Raw genomic sequence first — 20,381 nt, 5'->3', positions numbered from 1 at the left:
AACCGCGCCCATGAGCCAGCATGAAAAATCCGACTATCGCGGTCCCAAGCGCATTCTTTCCGGCATTCAGGCCTCCGGGTCCCTGCATCTGGGCAATTATCTCGGCGCGCTGAAGAAATTCGTCGCCATGCAGGAGGAGAATCCGTTCCTGTTTGTGGCCGACATGCACGCCATCACGGTTTGGCAGGACCCCAAACAGCTGGTCGAACAGCGCCGCGGCATCGCGGCGGCGTATCTGGCCGCCGGGCTGGACCCCAAGAAGGCGACGATCTTCCCGCAATCGGGCGTGCCGCAACATGCGGAGCTGGCCTGGGTTTTCAATTGCACGGCGCGTCTGGGCTGGCTGGACCGCATGACGCAATTCAAGGAAAAATCCGGCGATAACAAGGAACGCGCCAGCGTTGGTCTTTACACCTATCCGGTGCTGCAGGCCGCGGACATCCTTCTCTACAAGGCCACCGACGTGCCGGTGGGCGAGGACCAGAAACAGCATCTGGAGCTCAGTCGCGACATCGCCGACCGGTTCAACCGCGATTATGACGCGCCGGGCTTCTTCCCGCTGCCCGAACCGCTGATCCAGGGGCCGGGCGCGCGCATCATGAGCCTGAAGGACGGTTCCAAGAAAATGTCCAAGTCCGACCCGTCGGATCTCTCGCGCATCAATCTGACCGATGACGCCGACGCCATCGCGCGCAAGATCAAGAAGGCGAAAACCGATCCCGAGCCGCTGCCCGACACTCTGGAAGAGCTGAAGGCGCGCCCCGAGGCGAAGAACCTCGTCAGCATTTTCGCCGCGCTGTCCGGGCGCAGCGACGAGGCGGTGCTGGCGGAATACGCCGGACAGGGCTTTGGCGCGTTCAAACCGGCGCTGGCCGAGGTGGCGGTGGAGCACCTGGCCCCGGTCACCGCCGAACTGCGCCGCCTGCTGACCGAGACCGGAGAGATCGACCGTGTCCTGACGGACGGGGCGGAGCGCGCCCGCGCCGTCGCCGAGCCGGTGATGGACGAAGTGCGCGCCATGGTGGGGTTCTGGAAAGGCTGATCCCCGCCGCCCGCCTTGCCGGGCCGGACGCCCGGCTCTAGCTTCCCCTGTCGAGACACGACGCACTCGACGGGGAATATCGAAAATGAAATTCATGCTTTTGACGCCCGGGGCCGCGCTGGCGGCCACGGCGGCGCTCGCCCAGCCCATGGGCGTGGAGGATCTGGCGAAGGTCACGCATGTCGACGGTCAGGCCGTTTCGCCTGACGGATCGCGCATCGCCTATGTGATCGACGCGCCGCGCAACGTGCTGGCCGGCGACGAAGACGGCGCGCCGGACAGCCAGCTTTATGTCGCATGGGGCGAGAGCTCCAATCGCGCCTATGTCACCGGCGGTGAGGGCGTATCGGATATCGCCTGGCGCCCTGATGGCGGCGCGGTCAGCTTCGTTTCCAAACGCGGCGATGACGAACATGACGCCATCTGGTCGATCGCCGTGGATGGCGGCGAGGCGCAGCGCGTCTTCGGCATGGATGCGAATATCGAGGATTATGTCTGGGGTCCGAACGGCGACACGATCTATTTCATTGCCAAGGAACCCGGGGACAAGACCGAGGAGAAGCTGAAGGACAAGGGCTTCAAGGCCTGGGTCTATGAAGAAGACCACGAATTCTCCCATCTCTGGCGCGTCCGTCTGAACACCGCCGACACGCCCCCGCAGGCCGAGCGGATCGGACCGGAGGGCGATCTTTCCAATCTGGTGATTTCCGATGACGGGCAGCGTCTGGCGGTTTCGGTCGCCCCGACGCCGCTGATCGACGATTACTACATGAAGCGTCAGGTCCATGTGCTGGACGCGAATGGCGAGCCGGTTTCGGTCATCGAGACCCCCGGCAAGCTGGGCCTCTACAAGTTCTCCCCTTCGGGCGAGGCCATCGCCATGACCGCCGGGATCGACATCAACGATCCTTCGGCGGGCGTCATGATGATCGCCAATGCCGAAACCGGGGCTTACCAGCCGGTCGAACCGGAGGCGGAACATCATGTCATGGACGTGGAATGGCTGTCGGGCGGGGAAATCCTGGCCATTATCCATGAGGGCGTGCAGAGCCGTTTGACCGTCTATTCCTCGGACGGCGAGGCGCTGCGCAATCTGGACCAGCCGGAAGAGCTGATCGCCCGCGACGTGGCGCTGGGCGCGGAGCGGAACCGCATCGGCCTGATCGCCGACGCGCCGGATCATCCGAAAAACCTGTATGCGGCCGCGCCGGACGGCGCGTTTGCGCTCTGGGCCGATCACAATGGCTGGCTGGAAAACCGCCAGCTGGCCGATCAGCGCGTGTTTGAATACGAAGCGCGCGACGGCCAGATGGTGCAGGGCGTGCTGGTCACCCCGAATGGCGAGGCGCCGGCGGGCGGCTGGCCATTGATGATGCTGGTCCATGGCGGCCCCGAGGCGCACCGTTCCAATGGCTGGCACACGCGCTATTCCGAACCGGGGCAGGTCGCCGCCGGCCAGGGCTATGCCGCTTTCTGGCCGAACTATCGCGGCTCCACAGGCCGCGGCGTCGCCTATGCCAAGCAGCATCAGAACGATTACGCCGGCAAGGAATTCAACGATCTTGTGGACGCGATCGGCGCTCTGGCGGAAGCCGGGATTGTCGATCCGGACCGCGCCGGGATCACCGGCGGCTCCTATGGCGGCTATGCGTCCGCCTGGGGCGCGACGGCGCTGAGCGAGCACTTCGCCGCCAGCGTGATGTTCGTGGGCATTTCCGACCAGATTTCCAAGTTCGGCACCACCGACATCCCTGACGAGATGTACAATGTGCACGCCCGCAAATGGCCGTGGGAAGACTGGCAGAGCATGCTGGAAGTTTCGCCGATCTATTATGCCGGCGAGTCGAGGACGCCGACGCTGATCCTTCACGGCGAAGACGACACGCGCGTGCATCCCAGCCAGTCCATGGAGCTTTACCGGCACCTCAAACTGCGCAGCGAAGCGCCGGTGCGGCTGGTCTTCTATCCGGGCGAGGGGCACGGCAACCGCAAGGCGGCGGCGCAATATGACTACGCGCTGCGCCTGATGCGCTGGATGGATCACTACCTGCAGGGCGATGGCGGCGAGCCGCCGGCCTTCGATCTGGACCTTGCCGGCCAGCTCGGCATCGAAGCGGCCGAATAGAAGGGTTTGGGTTCCCGATGCGAAGAAGGGCGGTCCTGTCGGGCCGCCCTTTTCATTTGCGCCGCCTGCGATGTTTCGCCCCGCTTCCGCGGCGGGTTAATTGCGTCTATTCCCCGCGCGTGACCCGCATTGTCTCTATCCTGCTGGCATTGGCGCTCAGCCTGGGACCGGCGCTGCCTTCTGCGGCGGCGCCCGGCGGCCTGCAGACGGCGAATATCTGGTGCGGCGGAGATATTTCCGCCCTTACGCCCGCGCAGCGCCAGTCGTTGGAGCTGGCCGCCGAACTGACCGGCCAGCCCGAAGCGCCGCAAGATCATCCGTCCGAGTGCAAGAGCTGCTGTATTGGTTGCGTGGCGGCCATTCCTGCGTCTCCGGTCCCGGCCGCGCTTGCGCCTGGCCGCATGGATCCGGAGAGACGGGCATCGCTGCGTGAGCAATCAGGGCTTTCGCGCAAGTTCGACCGCGCAAATGGTCCGAGGGCGCCGCCTGCAGCCTGATTTCTTCGATTCTCAAGTCTCGAAAAATCAGGATTCAAACTATGAAAGCGCTTCTCTCCGCGGCCGCGCTGGCCGCGTTCCTTCCCGCGCGCGCGGTGGCGCATGACGGGCCGCACGCCGACGAACACGCCCCCATCGGGGTCATGGGCGAACACACCCACGACGCCGGGGAATTCATGCTTTCCTACCGCTTCATGCGGATGGACATGGCGGGCAACCGGATCGGGACCGATTCCGTGTCGCCCGAATTCATTGTCTCCAATATCGCAAATCCGGCCGGAATGCCGGCCAATCTGCGCGTCGTTCCCACAGAGATGACGATGGACATGCACATGCTGGGCGCGATGTGGGCGCCCACTGACCGCATCACGCTGATGGCGATGACCGGATACCACATCAAGGAAATGGACCACGTCACCTTCGCCGGCATGATGGGCGCCACGCGCCTTGGCGAGTTCTCGACGAAGTCGGAAGGGTTTGGCGACACCAAGGTTTCCGCGCTGTACAAGCTGGCGGGCGATGGCGACCAGAACGCCGGGTCGCGCACGGTGGCGGCGCTGGGCGTGTCGCTGCCTACAGGGTCAATCGACAAGTCGGACGACGTGCTGACGCCGATGGATACGCGCCCCGTCCTTACCCTGCCCTACGCCATGCAACTGGGATCGGGCACCTTCGATCCGTTTGCCTCCATCACCCACGCCCGGAACTACGGCGCATGGGGCTGGGGCGCGCAGGCTTCCGCGCTGGTTCGCCTGCATGACAACGATGCCGATTACCGGCTGGGCGACGAGATCGCCGCGACGGCCTGGGCCAGTTATTCTCCCGCGCCGACGCTCAGCTTGTCGCTTCGCGCCGACGCGAAAAGCCGGGGCGATATCGAGGGCCGGGACACGCGCATCGCCGCGCCGGTCCAGACCGCCGACCCCGCCAATTATGGCGGCGAACGCATTGATATATTTGCAGGCGTGAACTGGGCGGCGCAGACAGGCGCCTTGCGCGGCCATCGCTTCGCTTTCGAGGTCGGCGCGCCCGTGCATCAGGACCTGAACGGGCCGCAAATGGAAACCGACGTGATCGTCACGGCCGGTTGGCAATATAGCTGGGGGTCATAATGATGATGAGAACTTCAATCCTTGCCGCTGCCGCGCTTCTGGCCGCCTGTTCCGGCGGCGGCGAATCCGCTGCGCCGGACATTTCTGTTTCAGACGCGTTGATCCGCACCCCGCCGCAGGGGCGCGACATCACGGCGGGCTATGCGACAATGACCAATGCAGGCGGCGCGGACCGTCTGATCGGCGCGTCGGCCGAAGCCGCCGACCGCATCGAACTGCATCAGAATACGATGGAGGAGGGCGTGATGCGGATGCGGCGCGTGGAGGCCGTGGAGATCCCGGCCGGCGGCGAGGCGCGGCTGGAACAGGGCGGCAATCACTTGATGATTTTCGGTCTCGAGGCGGTCGAGGCCGGCGACACGGTGTCCGTGACGCTGGATTTCGAGACGGCCGAGGATGAAACGGTCGAATTCACGGTGGGCCAGCCATAGTTGAAACCGGCGGGCATTCGGGGCTTGCCGCGGCGGGGCGTTTCGCGCTCTAAAGCGGGGCATGACCATTCACCTGCACAGGGGCGACCTGCCCGCCGGACATGGCCTGGATAAGGCCAGCGCGATCGCCGTCGATTCCGAGACGATGGGCCTGAACGTGCAGCGCGATCCGCTATGCGTGGTTCAGCTCTCCGCAGGCGACGGCGAGGCGCACCTGGTCCAGCTGGACCGGGAAACCTATGACTGCCCGAACCTCAAGGCCCTGCTGGCCGATGAGGGCATCGAGAAAATTCTGCATTTCGCGCGTTTTGACGTTGCGGTGATCCGTCACCGGCTGGGCGTCGACCTGAATCCGGTTTTCTGCACCAAGATGGCGTCCAAGCTGGCGCGGACCTATACGGACCGGCACGGCCTGAAAGACGTGTCGCGAGAGCTGTTGGGCATCGAGATCAGCAAGCAGCAGCAAAGTTCCGACTGGGGCGCGGCGGAGCTGACGCCCGAACAGCAGCAATACGCGGCCAGCGACGTGCTGCATCTTCATCAGCTGCGCGACCGCCTGACCGTGATGCTGGAGCGCGAAGGCCGGATGGAGCTGGCGCGGGGCGTATTCGCCGCTTTGGGCGTGCGCGCGGCGCTGGATCTGGCGGGCTGGGGCGACAGCGATGTGTTTTCTCATAGCGGATAGTCGTGCAAACGCCGCATTCGCGAATATATTGAGGCTGATGCATATTCCCCGGAAGAACAGGATTTAAGGACGGATGAGCGACGCCATGCATGGCAGCCATCTGGGCGAACAGCCCCGCCGCGCCACGTCGCTGGCCGCGGCGCGCCGGCGCTCAGCCTTTGTCCATAAGATCCGCTGGGCGCTGTGGGCGGCCGCCGCGGCGCTCGGCGTTGTGATTCTGGCGGTCATCCTGATGAGCGGGGGCACGCCCGCGCCGGAGATCGAATTCCGCGCCGATGACGGCGCGGTGCGCATGGAAAATCCGCGCTTTACCGGGCGCGACGCCGTCGGCAACGCGGTGATCGTAACCGCGCAGCAGGCTCTGCGCCGGCCTGAGGATTCGCCCGATATCACCGAACTGGAATTGCCGCGCCTGCTGATCGACCCGGATAACGAGAATCCGGACACGGACCCGACGAACGCCGCCGCGGCGCGCGGAAACTATGATTCCAGGAACAAGATGCTGGAATTGATTGCGGACGTGGACCTGACGACCCGTTCGGGCTACGCGTTCACGACCAGCCGCGCCACGGTGAATCTGACCACCAAGGACGCGGAAGGCGACCAGCCTGTCGAGGCCCGCGGCCCGATGGGAACGGTCCAGGCCAAACGCTGGCGGTTTGAAGAAGACGGCCGCGTGCTGCATTTTGAAGGCGACGTGAAAACGGTGCTGGAACAGGACAAGGAGCGCCCGGCGCGCGCCGAACAGACGGAGACGCAAGAATGAAGGGTTTCATCCTGGCCTTGGCCTTGGCGGCTGCCGCCGCCACGCCCGCCGCCGCCCAGATCGGCAAGGCCGAAGGCCCGATCCTGATCGACTCGGACCGTTCCGAGCTTCGCAATGACGAAGGCCGGGCCATCTTCGAAGGCAATGTCGAAGCGACGCAGGGACAGGCGCGTCTGTTGTCCAACCGCCTGGAAGTCGAGTTCGAGAAGGCCGGCCAGACCGGCGGCCCCGGCTCCATGGGCGCGATGGAAACCGTGATCGCCACCGGCGATGTTTTCTATATTACGCCGGAGGAGACCGCGCGCGGCCAGCGCGCGGTTTACGACATTACGACCGAGACGCTGGTCATGACCGGCGACGTGGTGGTCAAGCAGGGTTGCGACGTCTCCACCGGCGACAAGCTGACGGTTGATCTGGTGACAGGCAATTCGACCATGGACGGCAAGCAAAGCACGGGCGGCAATGACCGCGTGCGCGTGGTTCTCTATCCGGACGGAGAGGCGGAGCAGCGTGACAACTGCGAGTGATCTGGAGCGATCTGACGAAGCCGAAGAGATCCGGCCCGAGGATCTTCCCTCGGACGGGCTGCAGATTCGTGAGCTGAAGAAGTCCTATGGCCGCCGCATGGTGGTGAAGGGCGTCGATCTCAGCCTCAAGCGCGGCGAAGTCGTGGGACTGCTGGGTCCGAACGGGGCCGGCAAGACGACCTGCTTTTACATGATCACCGGCCTGGTCTCCGCCGATAGCGGCGCGATCTGCATGGATGGCGAGGATATCATCTCCCTGCCCATGTATCAGCGCGCGCGTCTGGGCATCGGCTATCTGCCGCAGGAAGCCTCGATCTTCCGGGGCCTGTCGGTGCAGGACAATATTCTGGGCGTGGTCGAACTGGTCGAGCGCGACAAGACGGTGCAGAGGGAGATCGTGGATTCCCTGTTGTCAGAACTGCACATCGAACATTTGCGCGATGCGTCCGCGATGGCGCTGTCGGGCGGCGAACGGCGCCGGGTGGAGATTGCCCGGGCGCTGGCCACGCGCCCCAGCTTCATCCTTCTGGACGAGCCGTTCGCGGGCATCGACCCGCTGGCCATCGCCGATATCCGGGAACTGATCATGTTCCTGCGCAATCGCGGCATCGGCATTCTGATCACCGATCACAATGTCCGCGAAACGCTGGAAATTACGGACCGCGCCTCGATCATCTATGACGGCGAAGTGCTGTTCGAAGGCTCGCCCACCGAGGTGCGCGCGAACCCTGAAGTCAAACGATTGTACCTCGGCGACAGCTTTCATTAAGGGCTTTCGCATAGGTTTGGTTCAGTTTGATTAGAAAACCGACTGAACCGCTAACGAATTATGGCGATCTCGCAACGACTTGAGATCAGACAGGGCCAGTCCCTGGTCATGACGCCGCAACTGCAGCAGGCGATCAAACTGCTGCAGCTGTCGAATATCGAGCTTGCGGAATTCGTCGAGACCGAACTGGAAAAGAATCCCCTTCTGGAGCGCGATGACCGCGAGGAGCGGTCTGAAGAACCCGAAGTGGCCGGTCAACGCGAAGAGAGCGACCGCATTCAGGAAGTCGAGATCAGCGACGACCGCGTCAGCGCCGCCGCCGAATCCTCTCTGGACGCCGATTCCGACAGTCTTCATCCCGATGAGAGCGTGGCCGACAAGCACAGCGTCGGCGGCGACACGGACTGGTCGCGTGCGGGCTCCGGCAAGGGCGGGTTTGACGATTCCGGCATGGAAGACGCAGCCGGCGCCACGCCGGTCACGCTGAAAGATCACCTGCTGTCCCAGCTTTCCATGGCGGTTACTGACGCCAAGACCCGTCTGATCGGGTCATGGCTGGCCGAAATGGTGGAAGAAGACGGCTATCTGCGTCTGGAAATGGACGCCGCGGCTGAGCAGCTGGGCGTGTCCGAGGACCGCATAGAGGGCGTGATACGGCTGATGCAGGGCTTCGAGCCGACCGGGGTGATGGCCCGTTCGCTGCAGGAATGCCTGGCGCTGCAGCTCAAGGACCGCAACCGTTTTGACCCGGCCATGGAGGCGCTGATTGAGAATCTGCCGCTTCTGGCGCGCCATGATTATGACGGGCTGCGCGAGGCCTGCGGGGTCGATTCCGAAGACATGAACGAGATGATTGCCGAGTTGCGGGCGCTGACGCCCAAGCCCGGCCACGCTTTTGGCGCGGAAGGCGCGGCGGCGATCGAACCGGACGTGATGATCCGCGAAAAGGCCGGCGGCGGCTGGGCGGTAGAGCTGAACAGCGACACCCTGCCCCGCGTCCTGGTCAATTCACGCTATTACGCGGAGATTTCCGGCGCCCAGATGAAGGACGAGGACAAGGCCTTCATCAGCGAGTGCCACGCCAATGCCTCCTGGCTGGTCAAAAGCCTGGACCAGCGCGCGCGCACAATATTGAAGGTCGCCTCCGAGATTGTTCGCCAGCAGGACGCCTTTTTCGTGCACGGTGTGGAGCATCTGCGGCCGCTGAACCTGAAGACCGTCGCCGACGCGATCGAGATGCACGAATCCACCGTCAGCCGGGTTACCTCGAACAAATACGCGCATACGCCGCGCGGTCTGTTCGAGCTGAAATATTTCTTCACCTCCTCCATTCCCGCCTCCGATGGCGGCGAGGGCCACTCGGCCGAAGCGGTGCGTCACCGCATCAAGGCGATGATCGACGCGGAAACTCCTGATGCGGTGCTTTCCGACGACCGCATCGTCGAAATGCTCGGCGAACAGGACATCAAGATTGCCCGCCGGACGGTTGCGAAATACCGTGAGGCGATGCGCATCCCTTCATCGGTGCAGCGTCGCAGGCTATTGAAGCGCACCGCCTGACTCTCGGTAATTGACTCGGGGGCGCGCGCGTCTAGGGTCCGGCCCGATTTTTACCGCGGGCCCCGCCGCGCGCTTTCGACAGACGCGAAAGGCAGTCCTGACAACTATGCAAACACAATTCGTCGCCAAAGGCGTTGATCTCTCCGACGCTCTCAGAGAGCGCGTTTCCGACCGCATCAATGAAAGCGTTGAGAAATATTTCAACCGCCCGGCGGAAGCGCTGGTCACGATCACCAAGAATGGCGGACAGTTCCGCGTTAAGGCGTCATTGCACCTGCCTTCCGGCGTGATGTTCCAGACCAGCGGCGAAGGCGGCGACGCCTATGCCGCCTGCGACGACTCGATGGGGCGCATGGACAAGCGTCTGCGGCGCTACAAACGCCGCCTCAAGGATCACGGCCCCGGCATGAAAGCCGAACCGCCGATCGAAGATGTGCCGCTGATGGTTCTGGAGGGGCGCAACGCCGCGGACGCCGCTTCCGACCAGAATGAAACCAGCGAACCGGTCATCGTGGCTGAATCGACGCGTGAGCTGCGCGTCATGCCGGTTGGCATGGCGGTGCTGGAGATGGAGCTGAGCGATGCGCCGTTCCTGCTGTTCCGCAACGCCGCGCATGACGCGGTGAACATCGTCTATCGCCGGCCGGACGGGAATATCGGCTGGCTGGACCCGCAGCGGGCCGCCGCAAAATCGTCCTGAGGACGGTCTAACAGTATTCTTTTACAGGGAGACCGTCCCCTTGCAGGGCCGGAAAACCAATGGACTTATCCGATCTGTTGAACGTCGAGGCGATCATTCCGGCCATGCGGGTGACCGGCAAGAAAGCCGCGCTGCAGAAGCTGTGCGAGCGCGCCGCCGTCGATACCGGCCTCGACGCCCGCGCGATTTTCGATGCGGTGATGGAGCGGGAAAAGCTGGGCTCCACGGGCGTTGGATATGGCGTTGCCATCCCGCATGCGCGGCTTGAGGGACTGGACAAGGTCAGCGGATGGTTCGCCCGGCTGGACAGCGCCGTCGATTATGACGCCGTCGACGATGAGCCGGTAGACATGATGTTCCTGCTGCTGGCCCCGGACGCGGCCAATGCGGAGCATCTGAAGGCGCTGGCGCGGGTTTCCCGCTTCTTCCGCCGCGAAAACCAGCGCAACCGCCTGAGAGAGGCGGATTCAGCCGCGGCGATGTATGCGCTGCTGACGGAAAGCAAAGACAGAAACGCGGCCTGACCGGAAGGCCGGGCCGCGCGTCTGCAAATTCGATTTTTTTAGAGTCCCGGTCCGTCCCTAGTGGACGCTGACCAGTTCAACGTCATTGGCCCGGGCGATTGCAATCGCGGCCTGGTGGTTCTGCGCCACGGCAAGCCGCGCGCCGCTGGCGGAATAAACCGCGTAATACACGTTCGAGACGTCAATCTCGCTGCGCGATTCGGGCAGCTCCTCCAGCAACTCCTGGCCGCCTACGGGGCGCGCATAGACAACGTCTTCCGCGCCGAATTCGGCAAAGGCCTGCGGATCCAGTTTTTCGGGCTGGGTGTGGTCGAAAGTGATCATGTTTTAGCCCTCCTCAAGAGCAGCTATATCGCCGGCAAGCTTCGCATTTCCGGCATGAACCGGGCCTGAACCTGCTTTTTTTGAACAGCCCTTCACGCGGCGCTGTTCCGGCGCGTTTGGTTGAGTCTTTATTTGGGGAGGGGCGCCGGGCCGATCAAGCGGCGGGGCGCATTATCAGCGCATTGACGGGGGAGTGATGGTGGAGCCAGGCGGAATCGAACCGCCGACCTCTTGAATGCCATTCAAGCGCTCTCCCAACTGAGCTATGGCCCCGAACCGTCAAAGTCATGCAACGCTCAAAAAAACCGCGCCATTGGGAAGGGCGCTTGAGCGGTCGCGGAAGCTATGCGCGAACGTTTCCGCGATCAAGAGGAAAGGGCGCCGAAACGCCCATCACTCTCAGTTCTTGTCTTCGTCCTCGTCTTCCTCGTCGCCGTCGAGGTCGGCATCAAGGTCCACATCCTCGTCGTCATCGTCCAGATCGATGTCCAGATCGTCGTCATCATCGTCCAGATCGTCGTCGTCGAGATCGTCATCGTCGTCATATTTGGAATCGACGTCGATATCGCCGTCATCATCCTCGTCATCGGCGACAACGATCTTCTCGCCTTCCTCGTCGATCTCCGGCGTATCGTCTTCCTCGTCGCCGTAACCGTCGTCTTCTTCTTCGTCGTCTTCGTCATCGTCCTTGTCGTCGGACGCGTCGTCATCATCCTCGTCATCGTCGTCCGCCGACGACTTCTTGGGCGATTTCGGCTTTTCCTCGTCCGCCGGCTTCGGCTTTTTCAGAGTCTCGTCCAGTTCCGCGGGGTCGAAATTCGTTCCGCATTTCGGACAGACAGCCGGATTGCGGCCCAAATCATAGAATTTGGCCTCGCATTCGGGGCAGACGCGCTTTTCTCCAAGGTCGGCACGAGCCATGCGTTCGGTTCCTCATGTGCAATGGTCCTGACGAAGGGCGGGTCGCTTGCCACGAAGTTTCGCCCCTGTCAAAAGCTTGATTCGATCTGATTGCAGCATCGTTAATTTCGATCAACCCGCCCGGGACATTTGATCTGTGACAAACCACACGCCGTCCCCCCTCTCCGCGCCCCCTTCCGGGGCGTTGCGGGGCGTGTTCTCGCCGCCGGGCGACAAGTCGGTTTCCCACCGCGCCGTGATGTTCGCCGCCATGGCTTCGGGCCGTTCCGATCTCACGGGTCTGCTGGAAGGCGAGGACGTTCTCGCCACGTTGAAGGCGGTGCAGGCCATGGGGGCGGAGACCGAACGAACAGGCGACGGCGCCTGGCGCGTGACCGGCGCGCCGCCCTGGCGCGGCCCGGCGCAGGATATTGATCTGGGCAATTCAGGCACCTCCGCCCGTTTGCTGGCCGGGGCCATCGCGGGCATGGGGGTGCAGGCGCGCCTGACGGGCGATGACTCCCTGCGCGCCCGCCCCATGGAGCGCGTGGCGGCGCCGTTGCGCCTGATGGGCGCGGCGCTGGAAACCACGGACGGGCGTCTGCCCATGACGATCCGGGGCGCGCGCCTGCGGGGCGTCGATTATGAAACCCCGGTCGCCAGCGCCCAGATCAAGAGCGCGGTCCTGCTGGCCGGTCTGGGGGCGGAGGGCGTGACGCGCGTGACCGAGCCCGCCCCGTCCCGCGACCACACCGAACGAATGCTGCCCGCTTTTGGCGGCGAAGTGCGGGTGAGCGGGCTGACCGCAGAAGTGACGGGCGGCCAGAGGCTCAGTCCGGCGAATTACGCCGCCCCCGCTGACCCGTCCTCCGCCGCCTTTGCGCTGGCCGCCGCGCTGATCACGCCCGGATCGCGCGTTACGGCGCGCGGGGTGTTGCTGAACCCGCGCCGCGCCGGGCTGTTCGAGGCCTGGAAAAGGATGGGCGCCGATCTGACCATTGAGGTCACGAAAAATGACGGCGAGCCGGTGGGCGACCTGATCGCGGCTTGTTCGGATCTGGCCCCGATCCATGTGAGGGAAGACGAAATTCCCGCCATGATCGATGAAATCCCCATCCTGGCCGTCACCGCCGCCTTTGCGGAAGGCGAAAGCCGGTTCGAGGGGCTGGCCGAGCTGCGCGTGAAGGAAAGCGACCGCCTGACCGCCGTGTCGGACCTTCTGCGCGCCGCAGGGGTGGAGACAGAGACGGGCGAGGACTGGCTGACGGTCGCCGGACGCGGAACGGGCGGGGTGACCGGCGGCGGCGCGGCCGCCGCGCGCGGCGATCACCGCATCGCCATGAGCACGCTGATACTGGGTCTGGCCAGCCGCAAAGGCATGGCGATAGACGACGCCTCCATGATCGCCACCTCCTATCCCGCCTTCCAGGCCGACCTCGCCGCCTTGGGCGCGGCGCTGGAAACGCCATGATTATCGCCATCGACGGTCCGACCGCTTCCGGCAAGGGAACTGTGGCGCGCCGGCTGGCGGCGCATTATGGCCTGCCGTGCCTGGACACCGGGCTTCTCTATCGCGGCGTCGCCGCGCGTCTGATCCGCGAGGGCGACGCCCCCGGTGACGAAGACGCGGCGGAGCGTGCGGCGCGAAGCCTGAAACTGAAGGGAATGGATGAAAGCGAATTGCGCTCGGCGCGGGCCGGCGCGGCGGCGTCCGTCGTGGCGGCCATGCCGCGCGTGCGCGCGGCCCTGAAAGACTTGCAGCGCGATTTTGCGGCGCAGGAAGGCGGGGCCGTGCTGGACGGGCGAGATATCGGCACGGTGATCTGCCCGGACGCGGATGTGAAGATCTGGGTCGACGCCGATCCGGCCGAACGCGCCCGGCGGCGGCATGCCGAGCTGGAAGGGCGCGGCGAGGATATTTCCTATGAGGAAGTCCTCGCCCAGTTGCGTGAGCGCGACGAACGGGACTCGGGCCGTCCGGACGCGCCGATGAAGCGCGCCAGCGATGCGCACTTGCTGGATACGAGCAAGATGAGTATAGACGCGGCGTTCGAGGAAGCCCGCCGCATCGTCGATCAGGTCATGGCCCAGCGCCGCGCCTGAAATCCCAACGACGGACCGCGGGCTCACGGGAGGACGAAACCGGGGCGTTGAAAGCGCGCCAGTATCGCCGACGCGGACAAGCAAAAAAGCGGGACAAGCGCGAGGCGGGGGATGCTGTGCCTCTTCCTGCGCGCGTCATCGAAGACCGCCGGAGACAACCGGCCGGCCAGGATATGAAGATTTGAACCCTTAGGAGCGCATGAAGACACATGGCTGACACTGAAACCATGAACCCCAGCCGCGATGATTTCGCGGAAATGCTGCAGGCGAGCTTTGCCGGACGCGATGTCGAGGAAGGCGCGGTCATCATCGGCAAGGTCACTGCGATCGAAAACGAATTTGTCATCGTCGATGTCGGTCTGAAGACCGAAGGGCGCATCCCGATGCGGGAATTTGCGACCGACGAGGAAAAGCCGGCCGTTGGCGGCGAAGTCAAAGTCTATCTGGAGCGTATCGAGAACGCGCTGGGCGACGCCATGCTGTCCCGTGAGAAGGCCCGCCGCGAGGCCGCCTGGGACCGTCTGGAAGAATCCTTCGAGAAGGAAGAGCCGGTCAACGGCGCGATCGTTGGCCGCGTCAAAGGCGGTTTCACGGTCGATCTGGGCGGCGCCTCGGCGTTCCTGCCCGGTTCGCAGGTCGATATCCGCCCGGTGCGCGACGTCGCCCCGCTGATGAACCGCGAGCAGCCGTTCCAGCTTCTGAAGATGGACCGTCCGCGCGGCAATATCGTGGTCTCGCGCCGCGCCGTGCTGGAAGAATCCCGCGCCGAACAGCGCGCCGAGCTTGTCGGCCAGCTGCAGGAAGGCGAAGTCCGCGAGGGCGTGGTCAAGAACATCACCGATTACGGCGCGTTCGTTGATCTGGGCGGCATTGACGGCCTGCTGCACGTCACCGACATGTCCTGGAGCCGGGTCAATCACCCGAGCCAGGTCGTTTCCGTGGGCGAGACGGTCAAGGTCCAGATCATCAAGATCAATTCCGACACCCAGCGCATCAGCCTCGGCATGAAGCAGCTGCAGGCCGATCCGTGGGAAGGCGTCGAAGCCAAGTATCCGGTCAACGCCACCTTCATGGGCCGCGTGACCAACATCACCGACTACGGCGCCTTCGTGGAGCTGGAGCCGGGCGTCGAGGGCCTGGTCCATGTTTCCGAGATGAGCTGGACCAAGAAGAATATCGACCCGGGCAAGATCGTCTCCACCTCCCAGGAAGTGGAAATCATGATCCTGGACGTCGATCCGGAGAAGCGCCGCATCAGCCTCGGCATCAAGCAGACCGGCGGAAATCCGTGGGAAGCGTTTGCCGCCAAGCATCCGGTCGGCACCGAGATCGAAGGCGAAGTCCGCTCCATCACCGAGTTCGGCCTGTTCATCGGTCTGGACGAGGAAATCGACGGCATGGCGCACCTGTCCGACCTCAGCTGGGACAAGCCGGGCGAGGAAGCGCTCAAGGAATATTCCAAGGGCGACATGGTCAAAGCCAAGGTCCTGGATATCGACTCCGAGAAGGAGCGCATCTCGCTGGGCGTCAAGCAACTGGCCGCCGATCCGATGAGCGAAGCCGGCTATGGCCGCGGCGACACGGTCACCGTCACGGTGTCGGAGATCACGTCCGGCGGCATCGAGGTGACCTTCGGTCCGGAAAACTCCCTGAAGTCCTTCATCCGCAAGTCCGACCTTGCGCGCGACCGCAGCGACCAGCGCCCCGAGCGTTTCGCCGTGGGCGACAAGATGGACGCCAAGGTGACCAATATCGACAAGGCCACGCGCCGCATGTCCATGTCGATCAAGGCGCTGGAAATCGCCGAGGAAAACGAAGCCGTGCAACAGTATGGCTCCTCCGACTCCGGCGCTTCGCTGGGCGATATCCTGGGCACGGCGCTGCGCGAGCAGCAGGCCAAGTCGAAAGTCGAATCTGACCGCGACACGCCGCCGAAATCCCAGGAAGCCGACGCCAAGGTCGAGAAAAAGGTCGAAGAGAAGAAGGCCGACGGCGATGCGCCTGACTTCGACTCCATGACCAAGGCTCAACTGGTCGAGTATGCCGAGGAAAACGGCATCGAGATCACCAAGAGCGCCAAGGTTGCGGAAGTTCGCGACCAGGTGAAAGCGGGCGGCAAGTAAGCCCGATTTCGCAAAGCAATTGACTCGGGAGCGCAAACATCGATGTTAGGAACGACATCGGCGGGCGCGCTCCCGGGCGCTTTACCGCTTTTTCGATCAACCCCGGAGCTGGGTCCGCATGATCAAATCCGAGCTTGTCGAGCAACTCGCCGAGAAACATCCGCATCTGCCGCAACGCGATGTGGAGCGGGCGGCCAATGTCATTCTGGATACGATCGCCAGCGCCCTTGAAGAGGGCGGACGGGTTGAGCTTCGCGGTTTCGGCGCCTTTTCCGTGCGTCACCGCCCGGCCCGCGTGGGCCGCAATCCCCGCACCGGCGAATCCGTGCCGGTGAAGGAAAAACACGTTCCGTTCTTCAAGACCGGCAAGGAGCTGCGCGAGCGCGTCAACGCCTCCCGCGAAGCCTAACCGCCCGGCCTTTTCCCCGGCGTCCGAACCCTAATCCACCCAGAGGCCGCGGCTTCTGTGCCAGTCCTCGATGGATTCGTCCGGGTAAATTTCAAAACACTGATCGTTGTCGCCGAGCTGCGGCGTCACCCAGCTCGCCTTGTATTTCAGCATCAAGTGAACGCTCTCCGGCGGAACCGGCAGGTCCGTGTCCATGGCGGAGGCGAAGGGGTGAACCAGGTCCGGCCAGTTGGGATCGCTCAGCCATAGCGCGCTGGCGCATTTCGAACAGAAATGCCGCCGGCCCGAACTGGTCTTGCACGCGCCGTCCCGCTCGATCTCCGCGCGATAGATGGAGATCGCATCCTCGCCGGTGATCTCCAGCGTGCCGGCCAGTCCCATGATATTGATGGCATAGCCGCCCCCGCCCGCCGTCTTGCGGCAGATCCGGCAATAACAGCGCTGATAGGGGTGCGGCGTATGGCTATCGAGGCGGAATTCCACCGCCCCGCACCGGCATCCGCCCTTAAGATTCATCGGCATTGGATGGCTCCGTCCTGACTGCGTGATCCGGTGAGGAATGGGAGGGCGGCGCGGCGGGTTCCCCTATTTCTGCTTTCCCCCGGCCCGGCGGGGGCTAAACTCATCTTCCGCAATCAAGAAACGGAGGGTCCGACACAGATGTTCAATGAGTTCAAGGAATTCGCGATGCGCGGCAATGTGGTCGACCTGGCGGTCGGCTTCATTCTTGGCGGCGCGTTCTCGACCATCGTCAAATCGCTGGTGAACGATGTCATCATGCCGCCGCTGGGTCTGCTGCTGGGCGGCGTGGACTTCACCAATCTCTTCGTGCCGCTGGACGGCGCCCAATACGAATCCCTGGCGGCGGCGCAGGAAGCGGGCGCGGCGACGATCAATTACGGCCTGTTTATCAATAACGTCATCGCGTTCGTCATTCTGGCGCTGGCCCTGTTCTTCCTGATCAAGGGCATGAATTCCATGCAGCGCAAGAAGGACGACACCGTGCCGGAAGAGCCCCCCGCGAAGCCGCGCCAGGAGGAGCTTCTGGAGGAAATCCGCGACGCCCTGAAGGCGCGCGGCTAATACCGCCCCTTTCCACCCGGGCCGTGCGGCCTTAAGTCAGCGCCCATGGCCCGGGTGAAGATATGCGGTTTGACGCGAGAGGAAGACGTGCGCGGCGCGGCGCGCGCCGGCGCGGAATTTTGCGGCTTCCTGCTGGCGGAAAGCCCGCGGCGCGTCAGCCTGGAGCGCGGCGCGGAACTGGCCCGGCAGGCGCGTGACGAGGGGTTGAAAACCGTCGCCGTGCTGGTCAATCCGAACGACGCTGCCCTGACCGCCATCGCGGCAGCGGACGCTTTCGACGCCATCCAGCTGCACGGCGATGAACCGCCCTCCCGCGCGCTACAGGCGGGCCGCCTGACCGGAACGGCCGTGATCAAGGTTCTCACCGGCGGCTCCGCGGCGGCCGAAGCCTATGCCAGCGTTGACGGCTTCCTGTTCGATGCCCCGGTGAAGCCGGGCGAGCGCCGCGGCGGGCATGGCCGCGCCTTTGACTGGGACGCGCTGGACACAAGCGGCGTCGACAAACCGTGGTTCCTCGCGGGCGGACTGAATCCCGACAATGTGGCCGAGGCGATTTCCCGCACCGGCGCCCCGGCGGTGGATGTTTCCAGCGGGGTTGAGGACGCGCCGGGCGTGAAAAACGCCGATCTGATGCGCTGGTTCGTGGATGCGGCCCGGCAGGAAAGCTAGATAGCCTCATTATGACCACGCCCAACACCTATTCCGCATGGCCGGACGCGCGCGGCCGCTTTGGCGAATATGGCGGCCGTTTCGTCGCCGAAACGCTGATGCCGCTGACGCTGGAGCTTGAGCGCGCCTATGAGGCCGCCAAGGAAGATCCCGCGTTCCGCGAGGAATTTGACGCGCTTCTGCGCGACTTCGTGGGCCGCCCCTCGCCGCTTTATTTTGCCGAGCGGCTGACCGAAAAGTTCGGCGGCGCGCAGCTCTGGTTCAAGCGCGACGAGCTGAACCATACCGGCGCGCACAAGATCAATAATTGCCTCGGCCAGGTGCTGCTGGCCCGGCGCATGGGCAAAAAACGCATCATCGCGGAAACCGGCGCGGGTCAGCACGGCGTGGCGACGGCCACCGTGGCGGCGCGCTTCGGCCTGCCCTGCATCGTCTATATGGGCAAGACCGATATCGAGCGTCAGAAACCCAATGTCTTCCGCATGAAGCTGCTGGGCGCTGAGGTCCGGGCCGTGGAATCGGGCACCGCGACGCTGAAAGACGCCATGAACGAGGCGCTGCGCGACTGGGTCACCAATGTGGACGACACATTCTACGTGATCGGCACGGTCGCCGGACCGCACCCTTATCCGGCCATGGTGCGCGACTTCCAGTCGGTCATCGGCAAGGAGGCCCGCGCCCAGATGCAGGACCGGCTGGGCCGCCTGCCCGATGCGTGCGTCGCCTGTATCGGCGGCGGCTCCAACGCCATGGGCCTGTTCCACCCCTTCCTCGAAGACGAGGACGTGCGCCTGATTGGCGTCGAGGCGGCGGGCGAGGGCGTGGACACCAACCGCCACGCAGCTTCCCTCAATGGCGGCAAGCCCGGCATCCTGCACGGCAACCGCACCTATCTGCTGATGGACGATGACGGCCAGATCGCCGACGCGCATTCCATTTCCGCCGGACTCGACTATCCGGGCATCGGGCCGGAGCACGCCTTCCTGAAGGATGCGGGCCGCGCCGAATATGTCTCCGCCACCGACCAGGAGGCGCTGGAGATGTTCCAGCTCTGCGCCCGTCAGGAAGGCATCATCCCGGCGCTGGAGCCCGCCCACGCGCTGGCCCGCGCCCGTGATCTTTGCAAGGAACTGGGCCCGGACGGCGTCGTGCTGATGAATATGTGCGGCCGCGGCGACAAGGACGTCTTCTCCGTCGCCGATGCGTTGGGGGTGGAGCTTTGAACCGCCTCCAGACACGTTTCGCCGCCCTCGCCAAAGAGGGCCGGGCCGGGTTCATCCCGTACGTCATGGCCGGCGATCCCGACCTGAAGACCACAGCCGCCCTCCTGGAAAAGCTTCCCGGCGCGGGCGCGGACGTCATTGAGCTGGGTTTTCCCTTCACCGATCCGATGGCGGACGGCCCGACCATCCAGTCCGCCGCCGAACGGTCGCTGCAAAACGGCACGAAGCTGGATGACGTTCTGGGCCTTGTCCGCGATTTCCGGAAAGCCGATGCGGATACGCCGGTCATCCTGATGGGATACGCCAACCCGCCCTATATCCGCGGATTCGAGAAGTTTGCCGCCGATATGGCGGCGGCGGGCGCGGACGGCGTCATCCTGGTCGATCTGCCGCCGGAAGAGGACGAGGAACTGCGCGCGGCCTTCGACCGCCATGACCTCTCCCTGATCCGGCTGGCGACGCCCACGACCGACGATGCGCGGCTCCCCAGGGTCGTCGAGGGCACCAAGGGGTTTGTCTATTATGTCTCGGTTGCCGGCGTGACCGGCGCGGGACGCGGCGAGCGCGGCGCGATTGAAACCGCGGTGTCGCGCCTGAAAGAGGCCAGCGGCCTTCCCGTGGCGGTCGGGTTTGGCGTGAAGACGCCGGAAACCGCGGCGGAAATCGCCCGCAGCGCCGACGCGGTGGTCGTCGGGTCGGCCATCGTGGAGCGGCTGGCCAAAGACGGACCGGAGGCAGCGCTGGACTTGACCCGACGCCTCTCGCAGGCTGTAGCCTCCGCCCGGGAAACAGAGCAAAGCTGAAACGAT

The 20,381-nt window shown here is 64.4% G+C and carries 23 protein-coding genes and 1 tRNA gene; 20 read left to right on the top strand and 4 right to left on the bottom strand.

The window, feature by feature from the left end:
• Nucleotides 1-10: 10 nt before the first annotated feature.
• The 12 genes from trpS to ptsN all read left to right on the top strand — a co-directional run bounded on the left by trpS (nucleotide 11) and on the right by ptsN (nucleotide 10,738).
• A complete protein-coding gene (gene trpS, locus L338_RS02155; protein ID WP_022696714.1) occupies nucleotides 11-1,042 on the top strand; it encodes a tryptophan--tRNA ligase in 1,032 nt (343 codons plus the stop codon).
• 94 nt (nucleotides 1,043-1,136) lie between these two features.
• On the top strand, nucleotides 1,137-3,167 hold the full coding sequence (locus L338_RS02150; protein ID WP_206740770.1) for a S9 family peptidase: 2,031 nt from the start codon (nucleotides 1,137-1,139) through the stop codon (nucleotides 3,165-3,167).
• Between the two features lie 119 nt (nucleotides 3,168-3,286).
• Nucleotides 3,287-3,664 carry a hypothetical protein gene (locus tag L338_RS17225; RefSeq protein ID WP_152485783.1) on the top strand — a complete coding sequence of 126 codons (378 nt, stop codon included), beginning with the start codon at nucleotides 3,287-3,289 and terminating at the stop codon, nucleotides 3,662-3,664.
• A gap of 41 nt (nucleotides 3,665-3,705) precedes the next feature.
• Entirely contained in the window at nucleotides 3,706-4,776 is a 1,071-nt protein-coding gene (locus tag L338_RS02145; RefSeq protein WP_022696712.1) for a transporter, read from the top strand.
• On the top strand, nucleotides 4,776-5,207 hold the full coding sequence (locus tag L338_RS02140; RefSeq protein WP_022696711.1) for a copper chaperone PCu(A)C: 432 nt from the start codon (nucleotides 4,776-4,778) through the stop codon (nucleotides 5,205-5,207). The genes L338_RS02145 and L338_RS02140 overlap by 1 nt, the downstream gene beginning before the upstream one ends.
• Nucleotides 5,208-5,268: 61 nt before the next feature.
• Nucleotides 5,269-5,892 (top strand): ribonuclease D, encoded by a 624-nt coding sequence (locus L338_RS02135; RefSeq protein ID WP_022696710.1) that lies wholly within the window; start codon nucleotides 5,269-5,271, stop codon nucleotides 5,890-5,892.
• A 73-nt stretch (nucleotides 5,893-5,965) separates the two neighbouring features.
• Nucleotides 5,966-6,658 carry an LPS export ABC transporter periplasmic protein LptC gene (gene lptC, locus L338_RS02130; RefSeq protein ID WP_022696709.1) on the top strand — a complete coding sequence of 231 codons (693 nt, stop codon included), beginning with the start codon at nucleotides 5,966-5,968 and terminating at the stop codon, nucleotides 6,656-6,658.
• Nucleotides 6,655-7,185, top strand: coding sequence for a lipopolysaccharide transport periplasmic protein LptA (lptA, locus tag L338_RS02125; RefSeq protein WP_022696708.1), 531 nt, complete (start codon nucleotides 6,655-6,657; stop codon nucleotides 7,183-7,185). Before lptC ends, lptA begins: the two co-directional genes overlap by 4 nt.
• Nucleotides 7,169-7,954, top strand: coding sequence for an LPS export ABC transporter ATP-binding protein (gene lptB, locus L338_RS02120; protein ID WP_022696707.1), 786 nt, complete (start codon nucleotides 7,169-7,171; stop codon nucleotides 7,952-7,954). Before lptA ends, lptB begins: the two co-directional genes overlap by 17 nt.
• A gap of 60 nt (nucleotides 7,955-8,014) precedes the next feature.
• On the top strand, nucleotides 8,015-9,514 hold the full coding sequence (gene rpoN / locus L338_RS02115) for an RNA polymerase factor sigma-54 (RefSeq protein WP_022696706.1): 1,500 nt from the start codon (nucleotides 8,015-8,017) through the stop codon (nucleotides 9,512-9,514).
• Between the two features lie 106 nt (nucleotides 9,515-9,620).
• Nucleotides 9,621-10,214 (top strand): ribosome hibernation-promoting factor, HPF/YfiA family, encoded by a 594-nt coding sequence (gene hpf, locus L338_RS02110; RefSeq protein ID WP_022696705.1) that lies wholly within the window; start codon nucleotides 9,621-9,623, stop codon nucleotides 10,212-10,214.
• Nucleotides 10,215-10,273: 59 nt separating this feature from the next.
• Nucleotides 10,274-10,738 (top strand): PTS IIA-like nitrogen regulatory protein PtsN, encoded by a 465-nt coding sequence (gene ptsN, locus L338_RS02105; protein WP_022696704.1) that lies wholly within the window; start codon nucleotides 10,274-10,276, stop codon nucleotides 10,736-10,738.
• A gap of 57 nt (nucleotides 10,739-10,795) precedes the next feature.
• On the opposite strand, the gene L338_RS02100 is transcribed toward ptsN, so the two are convergent.
• The 3 genes from L338_RS02100 to L338_RS02090 form a co-directional block, all read right to left on the bottom strand.
• Entirely contained in the window at nucleotides 10,796-11,062 is a 267-nt protein-coding gene (locus L338_RS02100) for a DUF1150 family protein (protein ID WP_022696703.1), read from the bottom strand.
• A gap of 197 nt (nucleotides 11,063-11,259) precedes the next feature.
• A tRNA-Ala gene (locus tag L338_RS02095) sits at nucleotides 11,260-11,335 on the bottom strand.
• A 126-nt stretch (nucleotides 11,336-11,461) separates the two neighbouring features.
• Nucleotides 11,462-11,983 carry a TIGR02300 family protein gene (locus L338_RS02090; RefSeq protein ID WP_022696702.1) on the bottom strand — a complete coding sequence of 174 codons (522 nt, stop codon included), beginning with the start codon at nucleotides 11,981-11,983 and terminating at the stop codon, nucleotides 11,462-11,464.
• A 136-nt stretch (nucleotides 11,984-12,119) separates the two neighbouring features.
• Between L338_RS02090 and aroA the strand changes: the two genes are divergently transcribed.
• The 4 genes from aroA (at nucleotide 12,120) to L338_RS02070 (ending at nucleotide 16,597) form a co-directional block, all read left to right on the top strand.
• Nucleotides 12,120-13,433 carry a 3-phosphoshikimate 1-carboxyvinyltransferase gene (gene aroA / locus L338_RS02085; RefSeq protein ID WP_027068197.1) on the top strand — a complete coding sequence of 438 codons (1,314 nt, stop codon included), beginning with the start codon at nucleotides 12,120-12,122 and terminating at the stop codon, nucleotides 13,431-13,433.
• Nucleotides 13,430-14,065 carry a (d)CMP kinase gene (cmk, locus tag L338_RS02080; protein ID WP_022696700.1) on the top strand — a complete coding sequence of 212 codons (636 nt, stop codon included), beginning with the start codon at nucleotides 13,430-13,432 and terminating at the stop codon, nucleotides 14,063-14,065. The genes aroA and cmk overlap by 4 nt, the downstream gene beginning before the upstream one ends.
• Before the next feature lie 209 nt (nucleotides 14,066-14,274).
• Nucleotides 14,275-16,188: a 30S ribosomal protein S1 gene (rpsA, locus tag L338_RS02075; RefSeq protein ID WP_022696699.1), complete on the top strand. Its 1,914-nt coding sequence runs from the start codon at nucleotides 14,275-14,277 to the stop codon at nucleotides 16,186-16,188.
• Between the two features lie 118 nt (nucleotides 16,189-16,306).
• Nucleotides 16,307-16,597 (top strand): integration host factor subunit beta, encoded by a 291-nt coding sequence (locus tag L338_RS02070; RefSeq protein WP_022696698.1) that lies wholly within the window; start codon nucleotides 16,307-16,309, stop codon nucleotides 16,595-16,597.
• A gap of 30 nt (nucleotides 16,598-16,627) precedes the next feature.
• On the opposite strand, the gene L338_RS02065 is transcribed toward L338_RS02070, so the two are convergent.
• Nucleotides 16,628-17,119, bottom strand: a complete 492-nt coding sequence (locus L338_RS02065; RefSeq protein WP_022696697.1) for a GFA family protein — start codon at nucleotides 17,117-17,119, stop codon at nucleotides 16,628-16,630.
• A 138-nt stretch (nucleotides 17,120-17,257) separates the two neighbouring features.
• On the opposite strand from L338_RS02065, the gene mscL reads away from it, so the two are divergent.
• From mscL to trpA, 4 genes are read left to right on the top strand one after another with little or no spacing between them, the layout of a single operon-like run.
• Nucleotides 17,258-17,680 carry a large conductance mechanosensitive channel protein MscL gene (mscL, locus tag L338_RS02060; protein ID WP_022696696.1) on the top strand — a complete coding sequence of 141 codons (423 nt, stop codon included), beginning with the start codon at nucleotides 17,258-17,260 and terminating at the stop codon, nucleotides 17,678-17,680.
• A 45-nt stretch (nucleotides 17,681-17,725) separates the two neighbouring features.
• Nucleotides 17,726-18,349 carry a phosphoribosylanthranilate isomerase gene (locus L338_RS02055; RefSeq protein WP_022696695.1) on the top strand — a complete coding sequence of 208 codons (624 nt, stop codon included), beginning with the start codon at nucleotides 17,726-17,728 and terminating at the stop codon, nucleotides 18,347-18,349.
• A gap of 11 nt (nucleotides 18,350-18,360) precedes the next feature.
• A complete protein-coding gene (trpB, locus tag L338_RS02050; RefSeq protein WP_022696694.1) occupies nucleotides 18,361-19,572 on the top strand; it encodes a tryptophan synthase subunit beta in 1,212 nt (403 codons plus the stop codon).
• Nucleotides 19,569-20,375 (top strand): tryptophan synthase subunit alpha, encoded by an 807-nt coding sequence (trpA, locus tag L338_RS02045; RefSeq protein ID WP_022696693.1) that lies wholly within the window; start codon nucleotides 19,569-19,571, stop codon nucleotides 20,373-20,375. Before trpB ends, trpA begins: the two co-directional genes overlap by 4 nt.
• The last annotated feature ends 6 nt before the right edge of the window (nucleotides 20,376-20,381 follow it).

The sequence above is a fragment of the Euryhalocaulis caribicus genome (assembly GCF_000412185.1).
GTDB lineage: Bacteria > Pseudomonadota > Alphaproteobacteria > Caulobacterales > Maricaulaceae > Euryhalocaulis > Euryhalocaulis caribicus.
Note: the sequence above shows the minus strand (reverse complement) of the source record. Positions and strands in the feature narration are given on the sequence as shown.

What these genes read in the sequence shown, in the direction of transcription:
- trpS (WP_022696714.1), top strand. Translation starts at nt 11, where the DNA reads ATGAGCCAGCATGAAAAATCCGACTATCGCGGTCCCAAGCGCATTCTT.
- L338_RS02150 (WP_206740770.1), top strand. Translation starts at nt 1,137, where the DNA reads ATGCTTTTGACGCCCGGGGCCGCGCTGGCGGCCACGGCGGCGCTCGCC.
- L338_RS02145 (WP_022696712.1), top strand. Translation starts at nt 3,706, where the DNA reads ATGAAAGCGCTTCTCTCCGCGGCCGCGCTGGCCGCGTTCCTTCCCGCG.
- L338_RS02140 (WP_022696711.1), top strand. Translation starts at nt 4,776, where the DNA reads ATGATGATGAGAACTTCAATCCTTGCCGCTGCCGCGCTTCTGGCCGCC.
- L338_RS02135 (WP_022696710.1), top strand. Translation starts at nt 5,269, where the DNA reads ATGACCATTCACCTGCACAGGGGCGACCTGCCCGCCGGACATGGCCTG.
- lptC (WP_022696709.1), top strand. Translation starts at nt 5,966, where the DNA reads ATGAGCGACGCCATGCATGGCAGCCATCTGGGCGAACAGCCCCGCCGC.
- lptA (WP_022696708.1), top strand. Translation starts at nt 6,655, where the DNA reads ATGAAGGGTTTCATCCTGGCCTTGGCCTTGGCGGCTGCCGCCGCCACG.
- rpoN (WP_022696706.1), top strand. Translation starts at nt 8,015, where the DNA reads ATGGCGATCTCGCAACGACTTGAGATCAGACAGGGCCAGTCCCTGGTC.
- hpf (WP_022696705.1), top strand. Translation starts at nt 9,621, where the DNA reads ATGCAAACACAATTCGTCGCCAAAGGCGTTGATCTCTCCGACGCTCTC.
- ptsN (WP_022696704.1), top strand. Translation starts at nt 10,274, where the DNA reads ATGGACTTATCCGATCTGTTGAACGTCGAGGCGATCATTCCGGCCATG.
- L338_RS02100 (WP_022696703.1), bottom strand. Translation starts at nt 11,062, where the DNA reads ATGATCACTTTCGACCACACCCAGCCCGAAAAACTGGATCCGCAGGCC.
- L338_RS02090 (WP_022696702.1), bottom strand. Translation starts at nt 11,983, where the DNA reads ATGGCTCGTGCCGACCTTGGAGAAAAGCGCGTCTGCCCCGAATGCGAG.
- cmk (WP_022696700.1), top strand. Translation starts at nt 13,430, where the DNA reads ATGATTATCGCCATCGACGGTCCGACCGCTTCCGGCAAGGGAACTGTG.
- rpsA (WP_022696699.1), top strand. Translation starts at nt 14,275, where the DNA reads ATGGCTGACACTGAAACCATGAACCCCAGCCGCGATGATTTCGCGGAA.
- L338_RS02070 (WP_022696698.1), top strand. Translation starts at nt 16,307, where the DNA reads ATGATCAAATCCGAGCTTGTCGAGCAACTCGCCGAGAAACATCCGCAT.
- L338_RS02065 (WP_022696697.1), bottom strand. Translation starts at nt 17,119, where the DNA reads ATGCCGATGAATCTTAAGGGCGGATGCCGGTGCGGGGCGGTGGAATTC.
- mscL (WP_022696696.1), top strand. Translation starts at nt 17,258, where the DNA reads ATGTTCAATGAGTTCAAGGAATTCGCGATGCGCGGCAATGTGGTCGAC.
- L338_RS02055 (WP_022696695.1), top strand. Translation starts at nt 17,726, where the DNA reads ATGGCCCGGGTGAAGATATGCGGTTTGACGCGAGAGGAAGACGTGCGC.
- trpB (WP_022696694.1), top strand. Translation starts at nt 18,361, where the DNA reads ATGACCACGCCCAACACCTATTCCGCATGGCCGGACGCGCGCGGCCGC.